Raw genomic sequence first — 20,163 nt, 5'->3', positions numbered from 1 at the left:
CTAGAGTCAGGGGCAAGTATCACGTGAGGAGACAGCATGACGATTGGGAAGTACTCCCTCGGCACCGGTGACCGTTTCGGCAAGGAAGGCGCTGCACAGGTCGCTGCATTCGAAAAGATCAAGGCGGACGGAGTCGATGTCGACATCGTCTGGAACAAGTCCAACCGCGAGCACACCATCATCGGTACTTCGCCTGCTGATCAGCGTAAGGCGGCCGATGACGCGATCGCCAAGACCGGCTGGAAGGGTCAGTACTTCGTTGATGCCGACCACATCAATATGACCAACGCCGATTGGTTCATTGATGTGTGCGATTTCTTCACCATCGATATCACCGATCTGATCGGCAAGGAGACGACCGAGGAGAACGCTGCCGCTTTCCTCGAGCGCACCAAGCCGCTGTTAGGTGAGCACAAGGTGCCCGGCCAGGACGCCCCGATCGTGGTCACCGAAGAGGTGCTCGAGAAGCTGGCTCATCGCTATCTCTATGGCCTGGAGGACGCCAAGCGCCTCTACGACCGTGTCGTGGAGAAGGGCGGCAACATCCGCCATGTCGAGCTGGCGATGGACGAGTCCCCCGAGCGTCAGGGCCCGGCCGATCTGCTGGTTATTTTGTCCGAGGTCGCCCATGAGCAGTTGCCCATCGACACCGTTGCCGTGAAGTTCGTCGGCCGGTTCAACAAGGGCGTCGACTACGACGGCGATGTGGACGAGTTCCTCGCCGAGTTCCGCGCCGATGTCGCCGTGATCCAGTACGCGATCGCCAAGTGGGGTCTGCACAAGAACCTGAAGCTGTCGGTACATACCGGCTCCGACAAGTTCTCGCTGTACCCGGGCATGGGCGCGATCGTCCGGGAGTTCGACACCGGTCTGCATCTGAAGACCGCGGGCACCACCTGGCTGGAGGAGCTCATCGGTTTGGCCGAGGGCGGCGGCGAGGGTTTGACAATTGCCAAGGAGATCTACCGCACTGCTTATGGCATGCAGGACGAGTTGGTAGGTCCCTATGCGGACGTCATCGACATCGATCCCGCTCAGTTGCCCAACCCCGACGAGGTCGACAGCTGGGATTCCAAGCAGTTCGCTGATGCCCTGCGTCATGATCAGTCGAACCCGGCTTACAACAAGAACCTGCGCCAGCTGCTGCATATCTCGTTCAAGCTGGCCGCCAAGATGGGTGACCGTTACCTCAATGCGTTGGACGAGCACCGTGAGCACGTTGAGCGCAACGTCACCGAGAACCTCTACGAGCGTCACCTGAAGCCGCTCTTCGAGGCCTGATCGGTCGTTATTCGATGTGAAAAGAGGGCGCTCCCGGGAAAACCCGGGGGCGCCCTCTTCGTCACTTTGCTACTTCACATTGCATGGGTTCGGCCGTTGAGGTTCGCGATCGCCGCACATTCAGCGGCAGCCTGCACAGTAGTGGGCTGTGTCCGTAGACCGTGGACGAATGGTGGATGGGGAGTCCCCTTCGCCGACCTTCTGACGCCCTCTGGAGTCGAGCAACACAGGTCCATGGGTCCGCCTACCGTGCGTCCGAAATCAGTCGCCCGCGAATTCCTCCGTGCTGCGCTCGGCCGCTGCCACCTTCTTGCGGCTGGCCAGTCCGATCATCAGGATGCCCGACAACCCCATGAAGCCACCGACAACGCACATCGGAACCATGTAGCCGCCGGTAGCGTCATGGAGCCATCCCGTGACGTAGCCGGCAGAGAAGCCGGCGAGGTTGCCGAAGGTGTTGATCAGCGCGACACCGGCGGCCGCAGCCGCGCCGGTGAGGAATTGAGTCGGCAGCGTCCAGAAGTTGGGCAGCGCGGCGAAGATCGAGCACGCGGTTACCGTCACGATCGCAACCGTGATCCACGGATGACTGCTCAACAACGCCAGCGGAACCGAAACTGCACCAGCGAAAGCCGGTATCGCGATATGCCAGGTCTTCAGTCCCTTCTTGAACACATTGTTCGACCAGAGATACAGCACCAGCGCCGCGAACACGTAGGGAATCGCGGTGACGAGCCCCTGCATAATCGGGGTGAAACCGTCGCCGAGACGTTCCTGGAAGCCGGAGACGATGGATGGCAGGAAGAACCCCAGCGCATAGAGCCCGTAAATAAACCCGAAGTAGAGAAGAGCCAGCACCCAGACCCGCGCGTTATTGAATGCCTTGCCCACCGATGCATGCTCGGAATGCTCGGTGTCGTTCGCCTCGGATTTGAGCTCTTTCACCAGCCATTCTTGTTCGTCCTCACTGAGCCAGTGGGCATCACGCGGACTGTTCTTCAGGTAGAAGGGCGCGATGATGCCGATCAGGATTGCCGGAACTCCGACGCCGAGGAACATCACTCGCCAACCTTCGAGGCCGAACAGTCCATGCAACTGAATGAGCGCCCCCGCGAGAGGAGCTCCGATCGCGGTCGTCAATGGTTGTGCGAGGTAGAACAGCGACAAGATTCTCGGACGGTACCTGGCGGGCACCCACATGCTCAAGAACAGGATCGCTCCTGGGAAGAAGCCTGCCTCTGCGACACCGAGCAAGAACCGCAGCCAATAGAGCCCGACATGCCCTTGCACCCAGGTGAACAGCAAGGCGACGATTCCCCAGCTGATCATGATCCGTGACAGCCAAACACGCGCACCGAACTTGTGCAGCGCAAGATTCGACGGGATCTCCAAGATGATGTATCCAATGAAGAAGACCCCGGACGCGAACCCGAACTGTGCTGCCGTCATGCCAAGGTCTTGGGTCATGCCGTTCGGACCGGCGAACCCGATCGCCGTGCGATCCAAATAGTTGATGAAGAACATCAGTGCCACGAACGGAACCAGACGTATCGACACCTTCCGAATGGCCGACCGCTCGACTGCTGACACCTCTTCCGAAGCCATGCTTCCTCCTGATCGATAGTTCCGCTTCCTCGCGGTAAAAACCACAGTGTTTCCGACGCGATCGTCGCACAACTTTGGTCAACCGGTCAACCGCCTGTCCAATTCTTGCCACACTGCGTGGTCACTTTGGCGGCAAGTTTCCTGAGGCCACGCATGTTTGAGCCCTTGCCGATCTCGACCAAGTGCCGGACGCTCTGCGGAAGGCAGACCGACGTGAGTTCGCGCAAGTTCGCTCCTGAGTTCATGACGATTCCACGGGTTGCCGAGCGCATCAGGGATCGCGCAGTCTGCTGCTAATCTCACGTCATGCCGTCGTTTCCGGAGAAGGATCCCGTAGCCGTTCACCTGCTGGACGAGTTGCCTCGACCGACTCCGGTGGCGGGCGTTGCAAGTCGTTTGCTTGAGTATCTGACAAGCGGCGATATACCGGTCGGCACGAAGCTGCCACCCGAGCGAGAGTTGGCAGCCAACCTCAAGGTCGGGCGTTCGGCCATCCGGGGGGCATTGGCCGCCTTGGAGGTGCTGGGGATCGTCGAGATCCGTCCGGGATCCGGCTCGTACTTGGCAGGCACGTCGTCCGAACTTCTTCCACAGACTCTTCGTTGGGGAGTGATACTCGGCTCCACCGAGACGAGCGAGCTCCTGCAGATCCGCTCGGAGTTGGAAGTGCTCGCCAGCCGACTCGCCGCTGAACAGATCCGTGACGCTGATATTGAGTTTTTGACGAAATGTGTGGAGGAGCAAGAGGCGTCCTTCGACAGCGTCGAGCGCTTCGTCGAGGGTGATCAGCATTTCCACGCACGCATAGCCAAGGTGGCGGGCAATCACCTGCTGGCAGATCTGCTTTCCACCTCGCGATCGCTACTGAGGATCTGGTTCGATCGCTCGGTCGAAGACCAGTCAGAAATGGTCTTGGCCGTGACCGAGCATCGGGCCGTCCTCACGGCTCTATCCATCGGCGAGGGCGCGCCGGCCGCCGAAGCGATGCGCACCCACATGGTGTCGGCGAACCGACGCCTCCAGACTCAGATCGGTTCCGAGCAGGCACAGTAATAAACCGGTCGGCGCCACCAGCCGTTATCCTGCTCCGCATATGCTTCGGTTCACGGGCCATACCGCCATCGGTGTCGCCAATGACGTCGTGATCATCACGGGTGAGGCCACGAGCACACAGGTCTCCCTGGTACGTGTTGGACTCTGCGCACACGAATCTCCTGAAGCACCTGGGGAACGAACGTCACAGGGCAACGCCGCCTCGCCAAGACGAAAGCCCCCGACAGCTCGGGGCTCAGGGCTCAGTGTTGGGTGACGACCTCGCGTCCGTCTGCAGAGACTGCGATGGCACCCTGCTCGTCGGTACGAAATACCTCGACGCCGGCGTGGTTCAGCATCGACAACGTCGAAGATGCCGGATGTCCGTACCCGTTGTTCTCGCCGACTTGGATCAGTGCGATACGGGCCTGGGTTGCCTCGATGAACTGCACATCTTGTTTGGACGAGCCATGATGAGGCACCACCAGCACATCTACTCGAAGGTCCGCGCCCGAGTCCAGTGCGGCCTGCTGGCCGGCGACCTCCAGGTCGCCCGTCACGAGAACCCGCATCTCACCGGTATCGATGATTCCGGTAACGGACGCGTCGTTCGCTCCCGAGTCCTCGCCTGCTGAGTCGTCCCCTGCCCGCTCGCCAACAGATTCACTGCCGGCACCGGGAGAAGGACCGTCGCCACCGGCGGCTACGGTCGTCCATGTCACTGAGCCGACCTCGATACGGTCACCGGGGTCGGTGCGGATCGGCTCTGGCAGGCCGGTCAGCGCGGATGGATCGGGACTATCCGAACCTACGAGCACCATATCGACCGGCAGTTCGCCCACCACCGAACTCAGGCCTCCCACATGATCGGCGTGCGAGTGCGTCAGCACCAACAGGCTTATCTCGCTCACCCCGACAGAGGACAGACATCCACGTAGCGCAGTCGGTTCCGGCCCGGTATCAACCAAAATTGCCTCCTTCGGCCCGGTACGGATGAGCTGGGCTCCGCCTTGCCCCACGTCACACGCCACCACCGCCCACTGCGCAGGCCAACCGGCTTGAGGAGGTGACCTGAATGCCCCGAGCACCATCAGGAATGCCACGCCGCAAGCCAACAATCTCTTCGCCAGTATCCGCGGCACGACCTGTTCGGCGATCACAACACATCCCACTCCCAACAGCGCCAGGGACGCGGGTGTGCTGCGCCAGGACCAGGCCGCTTCCGGCGCCGACGCCGTCACGCGGGCGATCAACACGATCGGCTGAACGCACCATCCCGCCGCCCAACCGATCAGAATCGCCAAACCTGGCCAAACCAGCGAAACCAGGCCCGCAGCCAATCCCAGAATCGTCACAGGTCCGACAAAGGGGCCGGCGAAGACGTTGGCGGCCAATCCCACGATGCTGACCTGACCCGACAAAGCGGTGACGATCGGCTGGGTTGCCAGTTGCGCGGCCAACGGCACAGCCAAGGACTCCGCCAGCCAGCCGGGCGCCCACCCACGCATCATCGTCTGCCACCGCCCGGCCCACCACAAGATGCCCGCGGTGGCGCCGACGGACAAGGCAAATCCCCACGATCGGGATAGCCATGGGTCAATCAGGACCAACACCAGAATTGCCAGGCTCAGCGCCCGCAGACCACGGGCCCGATCATGAGCCACACCGGTCGCGGCCATCGCGATCAGGCCCATCGCTGCCGCGCGCAGCACACTTGGCTCTGCCCTGCACACGATGATGAAGCAGAATGCGACCACGACACCCATACCGCGGAGCCACCAACCGCGCACCCCCAGCTGCCGCGCAACCCCCAAGCTGAAGGCAAGCATCAACGTTAGATTCGTGCCGCTGACCGCCGTCAAATGGGTGAGGCCCGTGGTCTTGAAATCATCTTTCACTTGCTGAGGAAGATTCGAGATATCGCCCACGACCAGCGAGGGAACCAGGCCTGCTTGTTCGGTCGGTGAGCGTGCCATGGCTTGACGCAGGCCCTCTCGGAAACGATTGGCAATCGCCGCCACAGTTCCCGGACCGGTGACAGCATCGATCTCGCTGCGCAGAACCAGCGTCGCAACCGAGCGTTCGGCTTCCTCTGGTGCCCGGCTCAAAGCGATGAAGGAAACCGTCGCACCGACCGGCTGATCGAGCAAAGCGGCTGCTTCTCCGCTGGCTCGCAGTTGAGCCGGCAGACTCCCCTGCCATTCCTCACCGTGCGCCACCACGCGATTGACGTTGAGCGGCAGCACCCCGGCAGCCGGACGAAAACCTGACGCCTGCCATTGCCGGGCATCTGATGTCACCTCTGCCGTGACCTCTACCAAGGCCTCATCACGAGCCCATTGGGCGGGCAACGACTCGTCCAACCCGGTGACCCACAAGCCGGCCACCATCCCCACACCTGTCACGGCAATTCCAACCGCAGATATCGTCCAGGCCCTTCTCAACAGTCCGATCGATCCGAAGACGATCCCCATGCCGATGGCCAGCCCGACCCATCGTCCACCCTGAACAGCGACGCCTGCCGCCGCCCACCCGCTCAAGGCCGGGATGAGCAGTCGTAGATCGACCGGGCGTGCTGGAAGCCGTGAAGCCCCGGGAGAGCCTTGACCTGGTTGGTCTGCCGCCGACGGGTCATTTTGACGCTGACCTTGGTCCCTTCGTTTCGAACGATGGCACTGGTCCCTTCGTTTCGGGGATAACCGGGTACGCCGGCGCGACGACGCCTCAGACGGTGACGAGCGGAGCAAGCCGTGCATAGGTCTTTGCACCAATGCCATCCACCTCCTGGAGCTCTTCGACCCTGGTGAAGTCGCCGTTCGCTGCTCGCCAATCCGCGATTCGCTGCGCCATCACCGGCCCCACCCCTGGCAGTGTCTCGAGCTCGGCGACACTGGCGGTATTCAGGTTGATGGCTGTGCCGGACGATCCCGATGCATCCGTGCCTCCGCTGCCGTCGGACGCCGTTCCAGCACCTTCGGCGCCGTCTTGGCCGGTACGTACCTCACCGCGGGGTTCCGCAGTGGTTCCGATGAGGATCTGTGCGCCGTCGGGAAGCTCATCGGCCAGGTTGAGTTCTGCGCAATCCGCGTCCTCGGTCAAGCCGCCTGCCGCCTGGATCGCATCCGCCACTCGCGCACCTTGCGGTACGGTGACCACGCCGGGCGCGCTCACCGCCCCCATGACATGGATGTGCAGCGGAACAGGTTCGGCCGATGGGCTCTCTTCGGCAGCCGGGGTGAGCGTCGGTGTGACGGTTGCGGATGCGGCTATCTCATGCCCTCTCGCGGCCATCAATCTGCTTCCGGTCAGCACCAGCGCCACAACAAGCAAGACCGCGAGCGCTCCGGCATGCGCACGCCCCAACCTGAGCAGCACAGCACCGGCGGCCTTCACCCGGTCCGGAACGCCGGGATCGGGTTCCGTGGCTGATCGGTTCAGTTCGCGCTGCCTGGTCACCTGATCCCGGGTTGTGACCAGGCCGGTATTTGCTGTCGCCTGCGGCCGACGGTTCGAGCCATATCGGTCTGCTTCATCATCCTCACCGGGCCAAGTCGGTTCCGAGGCGGTACCGGCTCCCGCAGGCCGTTGATCGCTCGTGACCAGCTCAGGTGATATCGGGCGCCAGGAGGAGGCTTCAAGCAGTAAATCGTCATCCTCAAGAGCAGCGATCTCATCCCTCAACGAAACATCTGCCCGCACCTCGTCCGACGTGCGTGGCCCGGAATCAAGCCCATCGTCTGCGGCAGCATGCTCAACTTGCATCCGCCTCGGCAGGCCAGGAGGACGCGCGTCACCCACGACGGCACGAAGCCGCCCGGATGCCAGTTGTGGATCGTTGCGCCGTATCACGCCCCAAAGATTGTTAAACCGAGCTCGGATCGTTCAAAAAAGTCCGTAGCTGTGGACAACTATGCCGGCTGAGTCCGTGTTGGAGTTGCCACCGGTTCTCGGCGAAAACAACAAGACACGCGCAGCACGAGGACGCGAAGCGCCGCCGTCGCGCAGGAGAACATTTCAGCGCGACCGAGGGGCTGCTGACAAGCCAATCGAGAGCTCAGCCCTTGGCCGGGACGATGCTCACCATCTTCGGCAGCTTGGTGATGACCTTCATGACATCGCGTCCGTCCAGGGCACGCTGTACATTCGCGTCCGCCAACGCCAGTTCGGTCGCTTCTGCTTCACTGATGCCGGGGCTGACATCAAGCTTGGCGCGCACCTTGCCCTGAACTTGGACGACCATGGTCACAGCGTCGGCAACAAGTAGTTCGGGCTGCGCTGTGGGCCACACCGAGTTGGCGATGGAGGGCGCCTCGCCCAGTAGCTCCCACATCTCCTCGGCGACATAGGGTGCGAACAAGCTCAATGCCTGTGCGGTGAACCGGACGGCCTCACGCACGGCCGGATCCGCTGCGCCGGCTCCCGTATCGATAGTTTTGCGAGTGGCGTTCACCAGCTCCATCACGCGGGCAATGGCGACGTTGAAGCGCCCCAGCCCGATCAGTTCTGTGATGTCGTGTATCGCCCTGTGAGTGGCCTGGCGAAGAGTCCTGTTACCGGACGCGTAGTCAGCGTCCTTCGGAGCTGCGACTTCGGTGGCAAGCCGGTGGGCGCGCTGCAGGAAGCGCAGCGAACTGGCCGGGGACACATCCGCCCAGTCGATATCGTCCTCGGGCGGCCCCGCGAATACCACGGTCAGCCGGACGGCGTCGACGCCGAACTGATCGATCTGCTTGCCGAGGTCCACACCATTGCCGAGCGATTTGCTCATTGCCTTGCCCTGGTTGATGACCTGGCCCTGGTTGAGCAGGCGTTGCATCGGCTCATCGAAATCGATCATGCCGAGATCGTGCAGCACCTTCGCGAAGAAGCGCATGTACAGCAGGTGCAAGATCGCGTGTTCGACGCCGCCGACATACTGCTGGATCGGCATCCAACGTTTCACGTCCTCGTCGCGGAACGGCCCATCGGCGTAGCCCGGGCTGCAATAACGGTAGAAGTACCAGGAGCTGTCGACGAAGGTGTCCATGGTGTCTGTGTCGCGCTGCGCGTCGCCACCGCACTTCGGGCAGGCAACGTTGCGCCATGCCGAGGCCGCCTCACCGGCGAGCGGCGACATGCCCTTGGGGGCGAGGTCGGCGCCGCGCAGATGCGGCAGCTCGATCGGCAGCTGTTCTTCGGGAACCGGCACCTCGCCGCAGTTCGGGCAATGGACGATCGGGATCGGGCAGCCCCAGAAGCGCTGGCGGCTGAGCAGCCAGTCGCGCAACCGGTAGGTGATGGTGGATTTGCCGGTACCGCGTGTTTCAAGGGCCTCGAGCGCGGCCGAGACTCCGGCCTGCTTGTCCTCCAGCCCGGTCAGCGGACCAGAGTTGACGTAGCGTCCATCACCTGCGGTGGCCACACCCGACGTGGCTGGGTCTTCCTCACCGGTGTCGATGACCATCCGCACCGGAAGGCCGAATTTGCGGGCGAAGTCGAGGTCGCGCTGGTCGTGAGCAGGCACGGCCATGATCGCGCCGGTACCGTAATCGCTCAGCACATAATCGGCGGCCCACATCGGGATCCGCTCGCCATTGACCGGGTTGATCGCATACCGGCCCAAGAAGACACCGGTCTTCTCGTGGGTGGTCGACTGGCGCTCGATCTCGGTCGACTTCTTCACCTGATCGTGGTACTCGTCGAACGCCGGACGCTGCTCGTCGGTCACCAATTCCGAAGCCAGCTCGGAGTCGGGGGCCACCACCATGAACGTTGCGCCGTAAAGCGTGTCGGGCCGTGTGGTGAACACGGTGATCGGCTCCTCGCGGCCCTCCACCGCGAAGTCGACCAGCGCGCCCTCGGAGCGTCCGATCCAGTTGCGCTGCATCGCCAGCACCCGGTCGGGCCAGCCTGATTCGAGCTGGCTCATGTCGTCGAGCAGCCGGTCGGCGTAGTCGGTGATCTTGAAGTACCACTGATTGAGTTTGCGCTTGGTCACCGGAGTGTGGCACCGCTCGCACAGCCCGTTGATAACCTGCTCATTGGCCAGCACGGTCTGATCGTGCGGGCACCAGTTGACGTAGGAATCCTTGCGGTAGGCCAGTCCACGCTCGAAGAACTTCAAGAAGAGCCACTGGGTCCAGTGGTAGTACTCGGCATCGCTGGTGTGCAGCTCGCGTGTCCAGTCGAGGCTCAGGCCATAGCGCTTGAACGAATTCTTCTGCGTCTCGATGTTCTCGTAGGTCCACTCCGCAGGATGCGTATTGTTCCTGATCGCGGCGTTCTCGGCGGGCAGGCCGAACGAATCCCAGCCGATCGGATGCAATACTTCGAAACCCTGCATGCGCCACAGTCTCGCCAGCACATCGCCCATCGCGTAGGCCTCGGCGTGACCCATGTGAAGGTCTCCGGAGGGATAGGGGAACATGTCGAGAACGTAACGTCTGGGCTTGTCAGTCTCATCGTGGGCGACGAAGGTCTGATCAGCCTCCCAGAATCGTTGCCATTTCTCCTGTGCTGCAGAAGCGTCATAGCCGATCTGATCGGACGCCTCGCTGGTCTGGCTCACCGTTCCCGTCTCCTTGCTCACTGTTCTGGCCGTGAAGGCAGTGCCTTAGTCTAGCCGATGGCGCTCCCGGCCCAGCGCAGCAGCTTATAGGACGGAAGATCGGCTCCGGGCGCCATTGCCCGCGTCGTCACGGCCTGTCGCACCAGCTCGCGGGATCTGCAACCCAGTCGATGTTCACTAGGTGCTTCATCCCAGCCAAGGCTCGCCTCAGAGGGCCGCGAATCGGCTTGGACGCCCAGCGGCTCGCAATCACTATGGAAGCATGTCCCTCACCCGCAGTACTCCCGAATCGACGCGTCTGGCCGGCAAACTGAACTGGCTGCGCGCGGGCGTGCTGGGCGCCAACGACGGCATCGTCTCGATCGCCGGTCTGCTGATGGGTTTCGCCGGCGCCCAAGCCAACTCGCGGGCCATTCTCGTCGCGGGACTAGCTGGTCTGGTCTCGGGCGCCTTGTCGATGGCCGGCGGCGAATACGTCTCGGTCAGTACACAGGCCGACACCGAAAAGGCCGCCTTGGACGCGCAAGCCAGGCAGCTGAGCTTGCATCCGGACGAAGAGTTGCGCATTCTGGCCGGCAGCTACCAAGATCGCGGGCTGTCCCCTTTGCTTGCGCAGCAAGTGGCTGACGAACTCACTCAGCACGATGCTTTGAGCGCGCATGCCGAGACCCGATTGGGTATTCATCCCGGCGAACTGACGAACCCGTGGGCCGCGGCCGCCTCGTCCTTCGTGGCATTCGCAATAGGCGCCCTCATTCCACTGGTATTGATGGTGCTCTCACCCGTCTCGCTGCGGGTCGGAGCAACCGTCGTCGGTGTCGAATTGGCGCTTGCGCTCACCGGCTACACAAGCGCAAGATTGGGCGGCGCTGCCCCGGGGCGCGCAATCATCAGGAACATGCTCGTCGCCACCGCGGCCATGGCGGCAACGTATCTGATCGGCGCTCTGCTGGCCGGCTAGCAACCTCTGAAGAACGATGCCGTGTGCCGCTCCGTCACCGTAGCGGGTCGGTCATTGCCGTAGCGGGTCCGGTCATTACCGCGGCGGGTCGTTTCCCAGGTCGGCGATCTGATCATGTTGCCGACCATTCGAGAAGCCACCGGCGTCGGCAGGCGTCTCGGAGCGCTCGTCATCTTCTTCCTCCCCGAAAAGGTCGATCCGCAATTGATCCCAGACCGATGGCGGCGCTGCCGCCGCGTTGATATCGGCGACCAGGCGCACCAGCGGATGATTCGGAGCGACCTTCTCAGCGCGCTCCACGCATACCACCTGTAAGGCACCGTTTCCGCTCACCCAGGCTGCCAAGCCGAGCAGGCCGAGGACCGGCGGTTGCGAATCACGAGGCGTGAGTCTCGCGACCACCTGCCAGAGGTCGACATGACGTTCGGCGTCGTGGCGGGTCAGCAGCGAGAGTGCCCGGTCGCGCGCCGTCGGATAATAGGCCATCGCGGCGAGCATGGCCGCATCGTCGCCGCTGACCTGGGCAGGGTCGGCCAGTCCTTCCCGGACGCGTTTCTCGAACGTCTCCTCTATCTGTACGAGGTCGAGATGGCAGATGGACGCTCGCGCATCCGCCATCCGATTGATGGCCGCACGGGCCGCCCAACCGCGTGGAGGACGGATCGATTCGTCCAGTTGCGCCCGTGATTCCAGCACCTGCATTCCGGCAAGCACGGCCCTGGCCGACACCGGAGACGCGCCCGTATCGATCAGGCGGCCTTCGGCGGGACAGCAGCCAGGCACCTTGCACGAAAGCGACCAATACCGCCCGCCGTTCACATAGATGGACTCCAGGACGTACTGCTCGCCGATGCCAGCCGTCATGTGCTCGATCAGCTGGGCGGCACGGCGACGGTCCGGGCTGTAACCCGCCAGAATCCACCCGGCCTCAGGGAACTGACGGCAGATCACGCCGAGCCGGGCGGCCAGCGCCGCCGGGGAGTCTCCCATTTCGATCGGGAACCTCACCGTGGTGATCAGCTTCCTATCGGCGAACACCATGCCGACCACCGAATCGGCCGGCTGAAATCCGAGCAGATAGGGAATCACGGCGACGATGTCGGCGTCGTTCTTGATTCTGACGGGAGCGTTCGTCTCACCCATACGGTCGGCCGCTCGCTGAGGATCGTTCGCCAACGCGGCGATACCATCCGGTTCTGTTCGTCTCATGCCCCAAAGATTGTTAAATGAGAACGAAATCGTTCAAAATCGTGCTCAGCTGTGGATAATTTGGCTGCCTTCGTGAGATCTGGGGCACCAAGTGGCAAGGGGTTACTCTGGAAGGCACCATGAGCACACCATCACAGTCGCCCAACAGCCCGGACCAGCGCGGCGGTTCGCAAGGACACTCGGCGTGGACTCAAAAGGAGAATTCCGCATGGAGCCAGGGCAATTCCGCCTGGCGACAAAACACCGGCTCGTGGAATCAGACCAACGCCGATACACGTCCAGGGGCCCCCTCGACCCAACCGCTGCCGCAGGACTCGACCCAACCGCTGCCGCAGGACTCGACCCGGCAGGCCTCGTCCCAGGAACCAGGGCGTCCAGCCGACACGCGAGAGCCTTCGATCTCGGTTCAGCAGTTCGCGCCGCGCCGCAACCGTTTGCTGCCGATACTGCTCGCAGTCGCCGCTGTTGTCGCGTTTCTGGGTTTGTGGTGGCTGGCCTCGCGTCCGGACTCTGATCCCGAGGAGGGCCCCGCTCCGACGCCGACCATCAGCAGGACGGCTCCCAGCGTTCCGCCCAGCGGAGAATTCGCGAACTCCACTCCGTTTGGTTCCAACGGCATGTCAGGCACCTTCACGGTGAACGATTCATCGTGGGATGGCTCGACACTGTCGGTGAACGTGACGGTGCAGCTTGATGCCGGACAGTTGAAGTATCGATTCTTGGCCATGGACATGGCTTCGGGAGATATCGATGTGATGACTGCCGGCCCGGGCTCTGACGGATTGTCCGAGGGAATCTTGACCGAGGGCGAATCGATCACCGGAGTCATTCAGATCGTCAAGGAACGCGGAGACACCCAGATAGTTCTGAGCCAAACCAGCGGAGACAACGTCACCATGCTCGCCGTGAAGGGCTGATACCACAGTTCGGCATCTCATCGCCGGTCCGTTCACGCGTCCGTTACCACGATGCTGCACACTTGGAGTGACCAGTGACAGCATCTCGATCGATGACCGCGATGATCCTGGCGACCCACCTGGAAGGAACCGCATGAGCTACGACATCAGCATCACCACGCCCGACGAATTGGCCGAGCTACCTCGTCCGCAGGCGTGGCTGTGCGATATGGACGGCGTGCTGATTCGCGAAAGCCTGATGCTGCCGGGTGCTGCCGAGTTCATCGCTGCGTTGGAGAAGTCCGGGACGCCATACTTGGTGCTGACGAACAACTCCATTTTCACCCGCCGTGACCTGTCGGCCAGACTAGCCGGCTCGGGACTCAATATTCCCGAAGACCGCATCTGGACCAGCGCCGTCGCCACCGCCGACTTCCTCGCCTCACAAAGCGAAGGCGGCAGCGCCTATGTGATCGGCGAGGCCGGTCTCACCACCGCCTTGCATCAGCAGGGGTTCGTCATGACCGACACGAGCCCGGAGTTCGTGGTGTTGGGCGAGACCCGCAATTACTCCTTCTCAGCCATCACTCAGGCCATCCGCTTGATTCAGGCAGGCGCCAAGTTCATCGCCACCAATCCCGATGTGTCGGGCCCCTCCCCCGAAGGAACCTTGCCCGCCACCGGCGCGGTGGCGGCGCTGATCACCAAGGCGACCAACCGCAAGCCGTACTTCGTCGGCAAGCCGAACCCGATCATGATCCGCGCCGGCCTGAACCGCATCGGCGCGCATTCCGAGACCACCGCTTTCGTCGGCGACCGGATGGACACCGACATGCGCTCCGGGTTGGAGGCCGGTCTTCAGACTCACCTGGTGCTATCGGGCTCCACGACACTGGACGAGGTGAACATGTATCCCTTCCGCCCGGTCGCCATTCACGAGGGAATCGGCGGGGTGCTCCCCCTCATCGCCTGACTGACGCCTCGTTTGAACCGACAGGCTGGAAGGTGTGTTGCGGGCGCAGCGACGACAACGGAATCACCAGCGGACGCCCGGTCGCCGGGTCGGTGCTGATCTGCGCCCGGATCTTGAAGACATCGGCCAGCAGGTCTTCGGTGAGGACCTCGCTGACTTCGCCGGTCGCCACGATCTTGCCGTCAGCCATCACGATCATGTGATCGGCATAGCGGGCAGCCAACATCAGATCGTGCAGCACCAGGACCATGGTCCGATGCTTGTCTTGATTGAGCTGCCGCACCAACTCCAGAACTTCGAGCTGGTTGGCGATGTCGAGATAGGTCGTGGGCTCGTCCAGCAGCATCGTCGGCGGATCCTGGGCCAACAGCAGGGCGATCCACACCCGCTGGCGCTGGCCACCCGAGAGTTCCTCCACCGGACGATCCGCCAGTTCGAGCACCCCGCATGCTTCGAGCGCATGACGCACGGCGGCCTCGTCGTCGTATGACCACTGCTGCAGCAGCTTTTGGTGTGGATACCGGCCACGCGCCGCCAGATCACCGACGGTGATGCCGTAGGGGGCGTGCGACTGCTGCGGTAAGAGCCCCAGCCTGCGCGCGAAGTCTTTGACACCCAGCGTGTTGACAGCCTTGCCATCGAGCATCACGGCCCCCTGTTTGGGGACCAGCAGACGCGACATCGCCCGTAGCAGAGTCGACTTTCCGCAGGCGTTGGGGCCCACGATGATGGTCACCTCGCCGTGCGGGATCTCGACGGTCAGGTCGTTCGACACCACTCTTTCGTCATAGGCCAGGGTCAGCCCCCGGCCGTGAATATGTGGTTCCACGCTCTCGCCCATGTCGTCCTTCCGGTGAGATTCAGATCTGCTTGCTCCGGGTGAGCAGCCACGCCAGATAGATGCCGCCGATCAGGCCGGTCACCTGGCCGATCGGCAGTGAGGTCACGGTGGGAATCGCATGGCTGCCCACATCGGCACCCAGCAACAGGCACGAACCCATCAGACCGGCAGGGACGATGCTGAGCCCCTTCGCGCCGGTGAGGCGTTTGGCGATCTGTGGCGCCGACAATGCGATGAACGCAATCGGGCCCACCGCAGCGGTCGCCAGGCCTGCCAGCGCAACCCCGCAGAAGATCAGCCAACGTCTGGTCGGCTCTGCACGGACCCCCAGCTGGCTGGCGATGTCGTCCCCCATCTCCAGCAACGTGGCACGGCGGGCCAACCAGATCGTCACCGGGACGACAACCAGAGTGCCGATCAACGCCGGCAGCACCTGCGGCCACTGGCGTCCCTCCAGCGAGCCTGCCACCCAGATATTGGCAGCAACGGCCTCCTCGACCTCGCCGCGCACCATCAGCAGGCTGTTGTACGAGCCGAGCAATGCGCCCATGCCCAGCCCGATGAGGACGAGCCGGTATCCGCCCGTGACGCCGCCCTTGAGGCTCAGCAGGTAGATGACCACGGCCGCACCCAGACCGCCGACGAGCGCGGCGAGCATGACCTGGACCGGGCCGGCATCGAATAGCACGATCTGGGTGATGGCCCCGGTTGCTGCTCCGGTGGTCAGTCCGATCACGTCGGGCGAGCCAAGCGCGTTGCCGGTGACGGACTGAAAGACCGCGCCGGAGATGCCCAGTGCCGCGCCCGCCGTCAGTGCTGCGGCGATACGGGGCAGCCGTAGCCCCATGGCGAGCACGTATTTCTTCTCGCCCTGTCCGAACGCGGCAGGCCAGACGTCCGCGAGCGGGATCGTCACCTTCCCCTGGTTGAGCCCGATGAAGGCGAAGACGAGCGCCAGCACCAGCAGAATTGCGGCGACGATGAGCGTCCGCGGGCGGATGAGTACCGAGAAACCCGGACGACGCAGCACATGCCCGCTGACGACCACGGACCGGTCGCCATGCGGCACGGTTTGGCCGGGGGTGGACGCGGACTGCCCAGCGGGGCCCGGAGTTTTCTCGAAGGTACGGGAGGATTCGCCGGAGTCCGTCGCGGGGCATTTTGGAGTGCCGGGCGAGTTATCGGCCGAAGCCGGGGAGCGGGTGATGCGATTCACAGTTGCGCCAGCTTCCTGTGCCGGACGATGCCGATGAAGACCGGCGCGCCGATGAAACCGATCATGATTCCCACGCTGATCTCGCCGCTTGAGACCACCAGGCGTCCGGCGACATCGGCCGCGAGCACCAGCGCGGCGGCAATCAGAGCGGACGCCGGAATGAGTTTACGGTGGTTCAGCCCGACGATCTGTCGTCCGAGGTGGGGAGCCGTCAGGCCGACAAAACTGATCGGGCCCACCGCCGCGGTGGTCGCGCCGCACATCAGCATCACCACCAGCGCCGACATCGTGAGCACCCGGCCGGGATGCGCGCCGAGCGACCGGCTGAGGTCGGCGCCCAGGGCACTCGCGTTCAGCGAATTGGCCAAGGCGATCGCGATCAGCAATCCGATCAGCACGGCGCCCCCGGTCGGCAGCAGCAGGTCGGGGCCTCGGCCCTCCAGCGAACCCACCGTCCAGCTGCGGAAACGATCGAAGACTTCCTCGTCGGAGTTGATGATGAGCATCCGGGTGCAGGCCAACAGGACCACGCTGAGAGCCGAGCCGGCCAGCACGAGTCTCACCGGGCCCGCACCCTGCCGGATGCCCCCGAGCAGATAGACCGCGACTCCGGCCAGACCGGCGCCGATGAAGCCGAATATCAGACCGGCGGTCAGCGCCTGAAAGCGGAAGATAGCAATGCCACAAGCCACGGCGAAGGTGGCTCCCGCGTTGACCCCGAGCAGGCCCGGCTCGGCCAGCGGGTTGCGGGTCAATGCCTGGATGACGACACCGGACGCCCCCAATGCCGCCCCGACGATCAACGCGATGATGGTTCGGGGAACGCGGATGTTGCGTACCAGGAGTTGCTGCGTGACCGACGGGTCGAAGTGAAAGTAGGCGTCCCAGACCTGGCCGAAGGTGATCGGAATCTCGCCGAGGATCACCGAGACGGGCATCAGACAGACGATGAGCACGGCCGCGATGACAAGCCACCCGGCACGGCCTCTGGGGGCGTGCCGGGCGGGGTTGTCGGCAGTGATTGTTCGGGACAACGGGTTACGCGTTTCCGAAGTTCTCCAGAATGCTGTCCACGATCTCGGTCGCGGAGTAATAGTCGATGCGGAACGAGTTCTTGCCGAGCCCGTAGACCTGGCCGTCGGCCACGCTCGGCACATTCGCCAGGCTCGCGTCCTCGAGGAATGCCTTCGCCCCCTCGTTGTCCTGGGAAAGGATGAAGGTGGTTTCGGCGGTCAACTCGGTCAGGTTCTCGTAGCTCGCCACCACGAAGTCGTTGCGCAGTCCGCCTTCTTGGGTGTGCCATTCGGGATTCGGGTCCTCGATGGTGAAGCCGAGTTCTTCGAGCAGTTGGGCGTGTGGGCCCACCTCGCGTCCGATCTGATTGTTCTGACCGGGACCGTTGTAGGAGATGATGTTTGCCGATCCTTCGGGAACGGTGATCTCGCCGGCGACCTCTTGCACATGTGCCTCGAAACCGGCGATGGTGGCCTCCGCCTGTTCGGTCATGCCGGCAGCGGCGGCCAGCTTGCCGGTGCTGTCCTGCCAGGTGCCGTCGCCATAGTCGACGACGATGGTCGGTGCGATCGCCTGCAAATCGGAGAGATTGTCTTCGAGCGAATCGGCTCCCGATGAGGACACCACGATGAGGTCGGGTTCGGCAGCGATTACGGATTCGATGTCGGGGCTGCCGGCTGCCCACAATGTTTCGACGCCCTTTTCTTCGGCCACACCGGCCCACTGGGCGAAGAAGGTGCCGTTGGCGGCTCCGGCAGAGGCAACCACGGGAGCGTCGAATGACAGCAAGCCGCCGGTCAGAGTGACCGAGGTCGAGACGATGCGCTCGGGTTGGGCGGGAATCTCCGTGGTGGAGCCGTCGTAGTTCTCGAATGTCAGCGGGAAGCCCGCCGCGCCCGACTGCTCGGTGGAGGCGCTGGCTTCATCGCCGGCATCGTCGCCGGACGAACCGCCGCATGCGGTCAGCATCAGCGAGCCGGCAACCAGCAAAGCGGCGCCGTAACGGGCAAAGCTGCGTGTCATAGAGGGAGTTCCTTTCAGGGACTCTGAAGCGGGACCGCCGGAAGGAGCCACCGATGCGCGCCGTCGTCCGGCGAGGTTCGGTGGACTCAAGCCAAACCAGTGGCCTGCCCAACGGGACCCGACATCTGCGGGACCAAGCTCACGTTAGCTTAGCCTGCCCTAAAGAGCCACCTCAACTCGTCCATTCTCGGGACGCGATGTCGCCCCGATAGGACGCCGTCCACGCAGCCTCTTACTTGAAACGGCTCAGTTGCGCGATCAACCCGATCGGAAGAGTCCTGCGCCACCAGACGATGTCGTGCCCGCCGCGCACCAGATCAACCGGGGTCTCGATCAGCTCGCCACGCGAGCGGAGAGCCTCCCGGGCATGCAGCACGTCCCCGGCAAGAGTGTTCTCCAACAACCCGCACTGCACCACGACGGGCGAACTCGCCCCGTCGGCGTCCGCGAACTCGGTGAACCAGCGGCCGGCCACCGGCTCCATGGGCGCATCGGTCGGCCACCACAAGGACGGGGACTGCGCGACTGCGCCCGCCACCGGTCCCCGGTGCCGTACGGCGCTGAGCATCGCGTACAGTCCTCCGAGGCTCGACCCTGCGATGATCCACGGTGCGTCCAAACTGCCTTCGACCACATCGGCGACCCGTTCGAGCAGCAGCTCCGACTCGTCCAGTTCGCACGCGTAGTCCAGCTGGCGATCGCCGGGGCCGCCCGAATGCAGCAGCACCAGCTGAACCGGCGGAATCTGACCGGCGTCGATCGCGTGGTTGAGCGATTCGATGAGGATGGTGTCGGCAAGCCAGACTTCCCCGTCGAGGACGAGCACAATCGGGGCGTCCGCGCCGGCCTGCGGATGCCGGAAGATGGTGACCGGAAGCTGGGACTCGCTGACCGGGCCCGTAATCGCATGATCGGTACGCTGCCACGCCTCGGCCGAGCTGACCGGTGGCACCGCAGGAGCCGCAGCCAGCGCAACGACGCTGTGCAGCTCGGGATGCAGCTTGTTGGGCAGATGATCGCGTGCCAGTGGGTCGGTGCGAATCGACTTCGAAAGGGACCGAAGCTGATGCGCGGTGAACGGCTCATGCAGAGGCGCGGTGGGCAACGGTTCGGGCGGCGTGATGAATTGGTAGCCGGCGATCCAATCGTTCGGCATCTCGACACTCAGGTAGGCGAGGTCGGTACTGTCGATCCGGCGCATCAGGGTGTCGGCAGGATCGAGGTGATCGGTGAGCCGGTTGGCGGCCAGATAGCACAGCTTTGCGCCAGGCCCGCGGTAGCAAAAGGTGACGATACTGCGTTCCGGGTGAGCGGCCGACGACTCGATCAAAGGGGTGCCGTCGGCAAGGCCGGTCCTCATGAATTCATCGACGAGTTCCGATTTCTGATCGCCCGGAATCTCGCTCAGCCCCTCTTCCAGGAGCCGGATCACCGGCGAGGTCGCCGTGGGCAACGGCCAAGGGCGGAAACTGTGCGGAGGGATCGTGCTCATCAACCGAAAGCGTTTGGCCTGTTCGTCCATGATCAGGAAGGTTATTCCGCACCCGTCCAGAACGCCAAGCCCC

At 63.5% G+C, this 20,163-nt stretch carries 15 protein-coding genes; 5 read left to right on the top strand and 10 right to left on the bottom strand.

The annotated features are described in order from the left end of the window. Positions 1–36 precede the first annotated feature (36 nt). Complete coding sequence (locus tag QQ658_RS04365) at positions 37–1,281, top strand: tagaturonate epimerase family protein (RefSeq protein WP_286026449.1); 1,245 nt, start codon at positions 37–39, stop codon at positions 1,279–1,281. A gap of 261 nt (positions 1,282–1,542) precedes the next feature. On the opposite strand, the gene QQ658_RS04360 is transcribed toward QQ658_RS04365, so the two are convergent. Further along, positions 1,543–2,886, bottom strand: a complete 1,344-nt coding sequence (locus tag QQ658_RS04360; protein ID WP_286026448.1) for an MFS transporter — start codon at positions 2,884–2,886, stop codon at positions 1,543–1,545. 306 nt (positions 2,887–3,192) lie between these two features. Between QQ658_RS04360 and QQ658_RS04355 the strand changes: the two genes are divergently transcribed. Further along, on the top strand, positions 3,193–3,939 hold the full coding sequence (locus tag QQ658_RS04355) for a FadR/GntR family transcriptional regulator (protein WP_286026447.1): 747 nt from the start codon (positions 3,193–3,195) through the stop codon (positions 3,937–3,939). Positions 3,940–4,181: 242 nt separating this feature from the next. Here QQ658_RS04355 and QQ658_RS04350 read toward each other — a convergent pair whose 3' ends face one another. The 3 genes from QQ658_RS04350 to leuS form a co-directional block, all read right to left on the bottom strand. After that, on the bottom strand, positions 4,182–6,458 hold the full coding sequence (locus tag QQ658_RS04350; protein WP_286026446.1) for a ComEC/Rec2 family competence protein: 2,277 nt from the start codon (positions 6,456–6,458) through the stop codon (positions 4,182–4,184). 184 nt (positions 6,459–6,642) lie between these two features. Next, positions 6,643–7,767 (bottom strand): helix-hairpin-helix domain-containing protein, encoded by a 1,125-nt coding sequence (locus QQ658_RS04345; RefSeq protein WP_286026445.1) that lies wholly within the window; start codon positions 7,765–7,767, stop codon positions 6,643–6,645. Positions 7,768–7,972: 205 nt separating this feature from the next. Continuing rightward, on the bottom strand, positions 7,973–10,465 hold the full coding sequence (leuS, locus tag QQ658_RS04340; RefSeq protein ID WP_286026444.1) for a leucine--tRNA ligase: 2,493 nt from the start codon (positions 10,463–10,465) through the stop codon (positions 7,973–7,975). A gap of 262 nt (positions 10,466–10,727) precedes the next feature. Between leuS and QQ658_RS04335 the strand changes: the two genes are divergently transcribed. Next, entirely contained in the window at positions 10,728–11,426 is a 699-nt protein-coding gene (locus QQ658_RS04335) for a VIT1/CCC1 transporter family protein (RefSeq protein ID WP_286026443.1), read from the top strand. 75 nt (positions 11,427–11,501) lie between these two features. On the opposite strand, the gene QQ658_RS04330 is transcribed toward QQ658_RS04335, so the two are convergent. Beyond that, positions 11,502–12,635 carry a DUF4192 domain-containing protein gene (locus QQ658_RS04330; protein WP_286026442.1) on the bottom strand — a complete coding sequence of 378 codons (1,134 nt, stop codon included), beginning with the start codon at positions 12,633–12,635 and terminating at the stop codon, positions 11,502–11,504. A 119-nt stretch (positions 12,636–12,754) separates the two neighbouring features. Between QQ658_RS04330 and QQ658_RS04325 the strand changes: the two genes are divergently transcribed. Next, the gene (locus QQ658_RS04325) at positions 12,755–13,552 is read left to right on the top strand and encodes a hypothetical protein (RefSeq protein ID WP_286026441.1); all 798 of its coding nucleotides are present in this window, start codon (positions 12,755–12,757) and stop codon (positions 13,550–13,552) included. Between the two features lie 133 nt (positions 13,553–13,685). Beyond that, positions 13,686–14,504 carry an HAD-IIA family hydrolase gene (locus tag QQ658_RS04320; protein WP_286026440.1) on the top strand — a complete coding sequence of 273 codons (819 nt, stop codon included), beginning with the start codon at positions 13,686–13,688 and terminating at the stop codon, positions 14,502–14,504. Here QQ658_RS04320 and QQ658_RS04315 read toward each other — a convergent pair. The 5 genes from QQ658_RS04315 to QQ658_RS04295 all read right to left on the bottom strand — a co-directional run bounded on the left by QQ658_RS04315 (position 14,494) and on the right by QQ658_RS04295 (position 20,120). Continuing rightward, the gene (locus QQ658_RS04315; RefSeq protein WP_286026439.1) at positions 14,494–15,345 is read right to left on the bottom strand and encodes an ABC transporter ATP-binding protein; all 852 of its coding nucleotides are present in this window, start codon (positions 15,343–15,345) and stop codon (positions 14,494–14,496) included. The two genes, QQ658_RS04320 and QQ658_RS04315, sit on opposite strands and share 11 nt — an antisense overlap. A gap of 19 nt (positions 15,346–15,364) precedes the next feature. Further along, positions 15,365–16,561, bottom strand: a complete 1,197-nt coding sequence (locus tag QQ658_RS04310; RefSeq protein ID WP_286026438.1) for a FecCD family ABC transporter permease — start codon at positions 16,559–16,561, stop codon at positions 15,365–15,367. Further along, on the bottom strand, positions 16,558–17,595 hold the full coding sequence (locus QQ658_RS04305) for a FecCD family ABC transporter permease (RefSeq protein WP_286026437.1): 1,038 nt from the start codon (positions 17,593–17,595) through the stop codon (positions 16,558–16,560). The genes QQ658_RS04310 and QQ658_RS04305 overlap by 4 nt, the downstream gene beginning before the upstream one ends. Before the next feature lie 4 nt (positions 17,596–17,599). After that, positions 17,600–18,598, bottom strand: coding sequence for a Fe2+-enterobactin ABC transporter substrate-binding protein (fepB, locus tag QQ658_RS04300; RefSeq protein WP_286026436.1), 999 nt, complete (start codon positions 18,596–18,598; stop codon positions 17,600–17,602). 232 nt (positions 18,599–18,830) lie between these two features. Beyond that, entirely contained in the window at positions 18,831–20,120 is a 1,290-nt protein-coding gene (locus QQ658_RS04295) for an enterochelin esterase domain-containing protein (RefSeq protein ID WP_286026435.1), read from the bottom strand. Positions 20,121–20,163: the final 43 nt, after the last annotated feature.

The sequence above is a fragment of the Propionimicrobium sp. PCR01-08-3 genome (genome assembly GCF_030286045.1).
GTDB lineage: Bacteria > Actinomycetota > Actinomycetes > Propionibacteriales > Propionibacteriaceae > Brooklawnia.
Note: the sequence above shows the minus strand (reverse complement) of the source record. Positions and strands in the feature narration are given on the sequence as shown.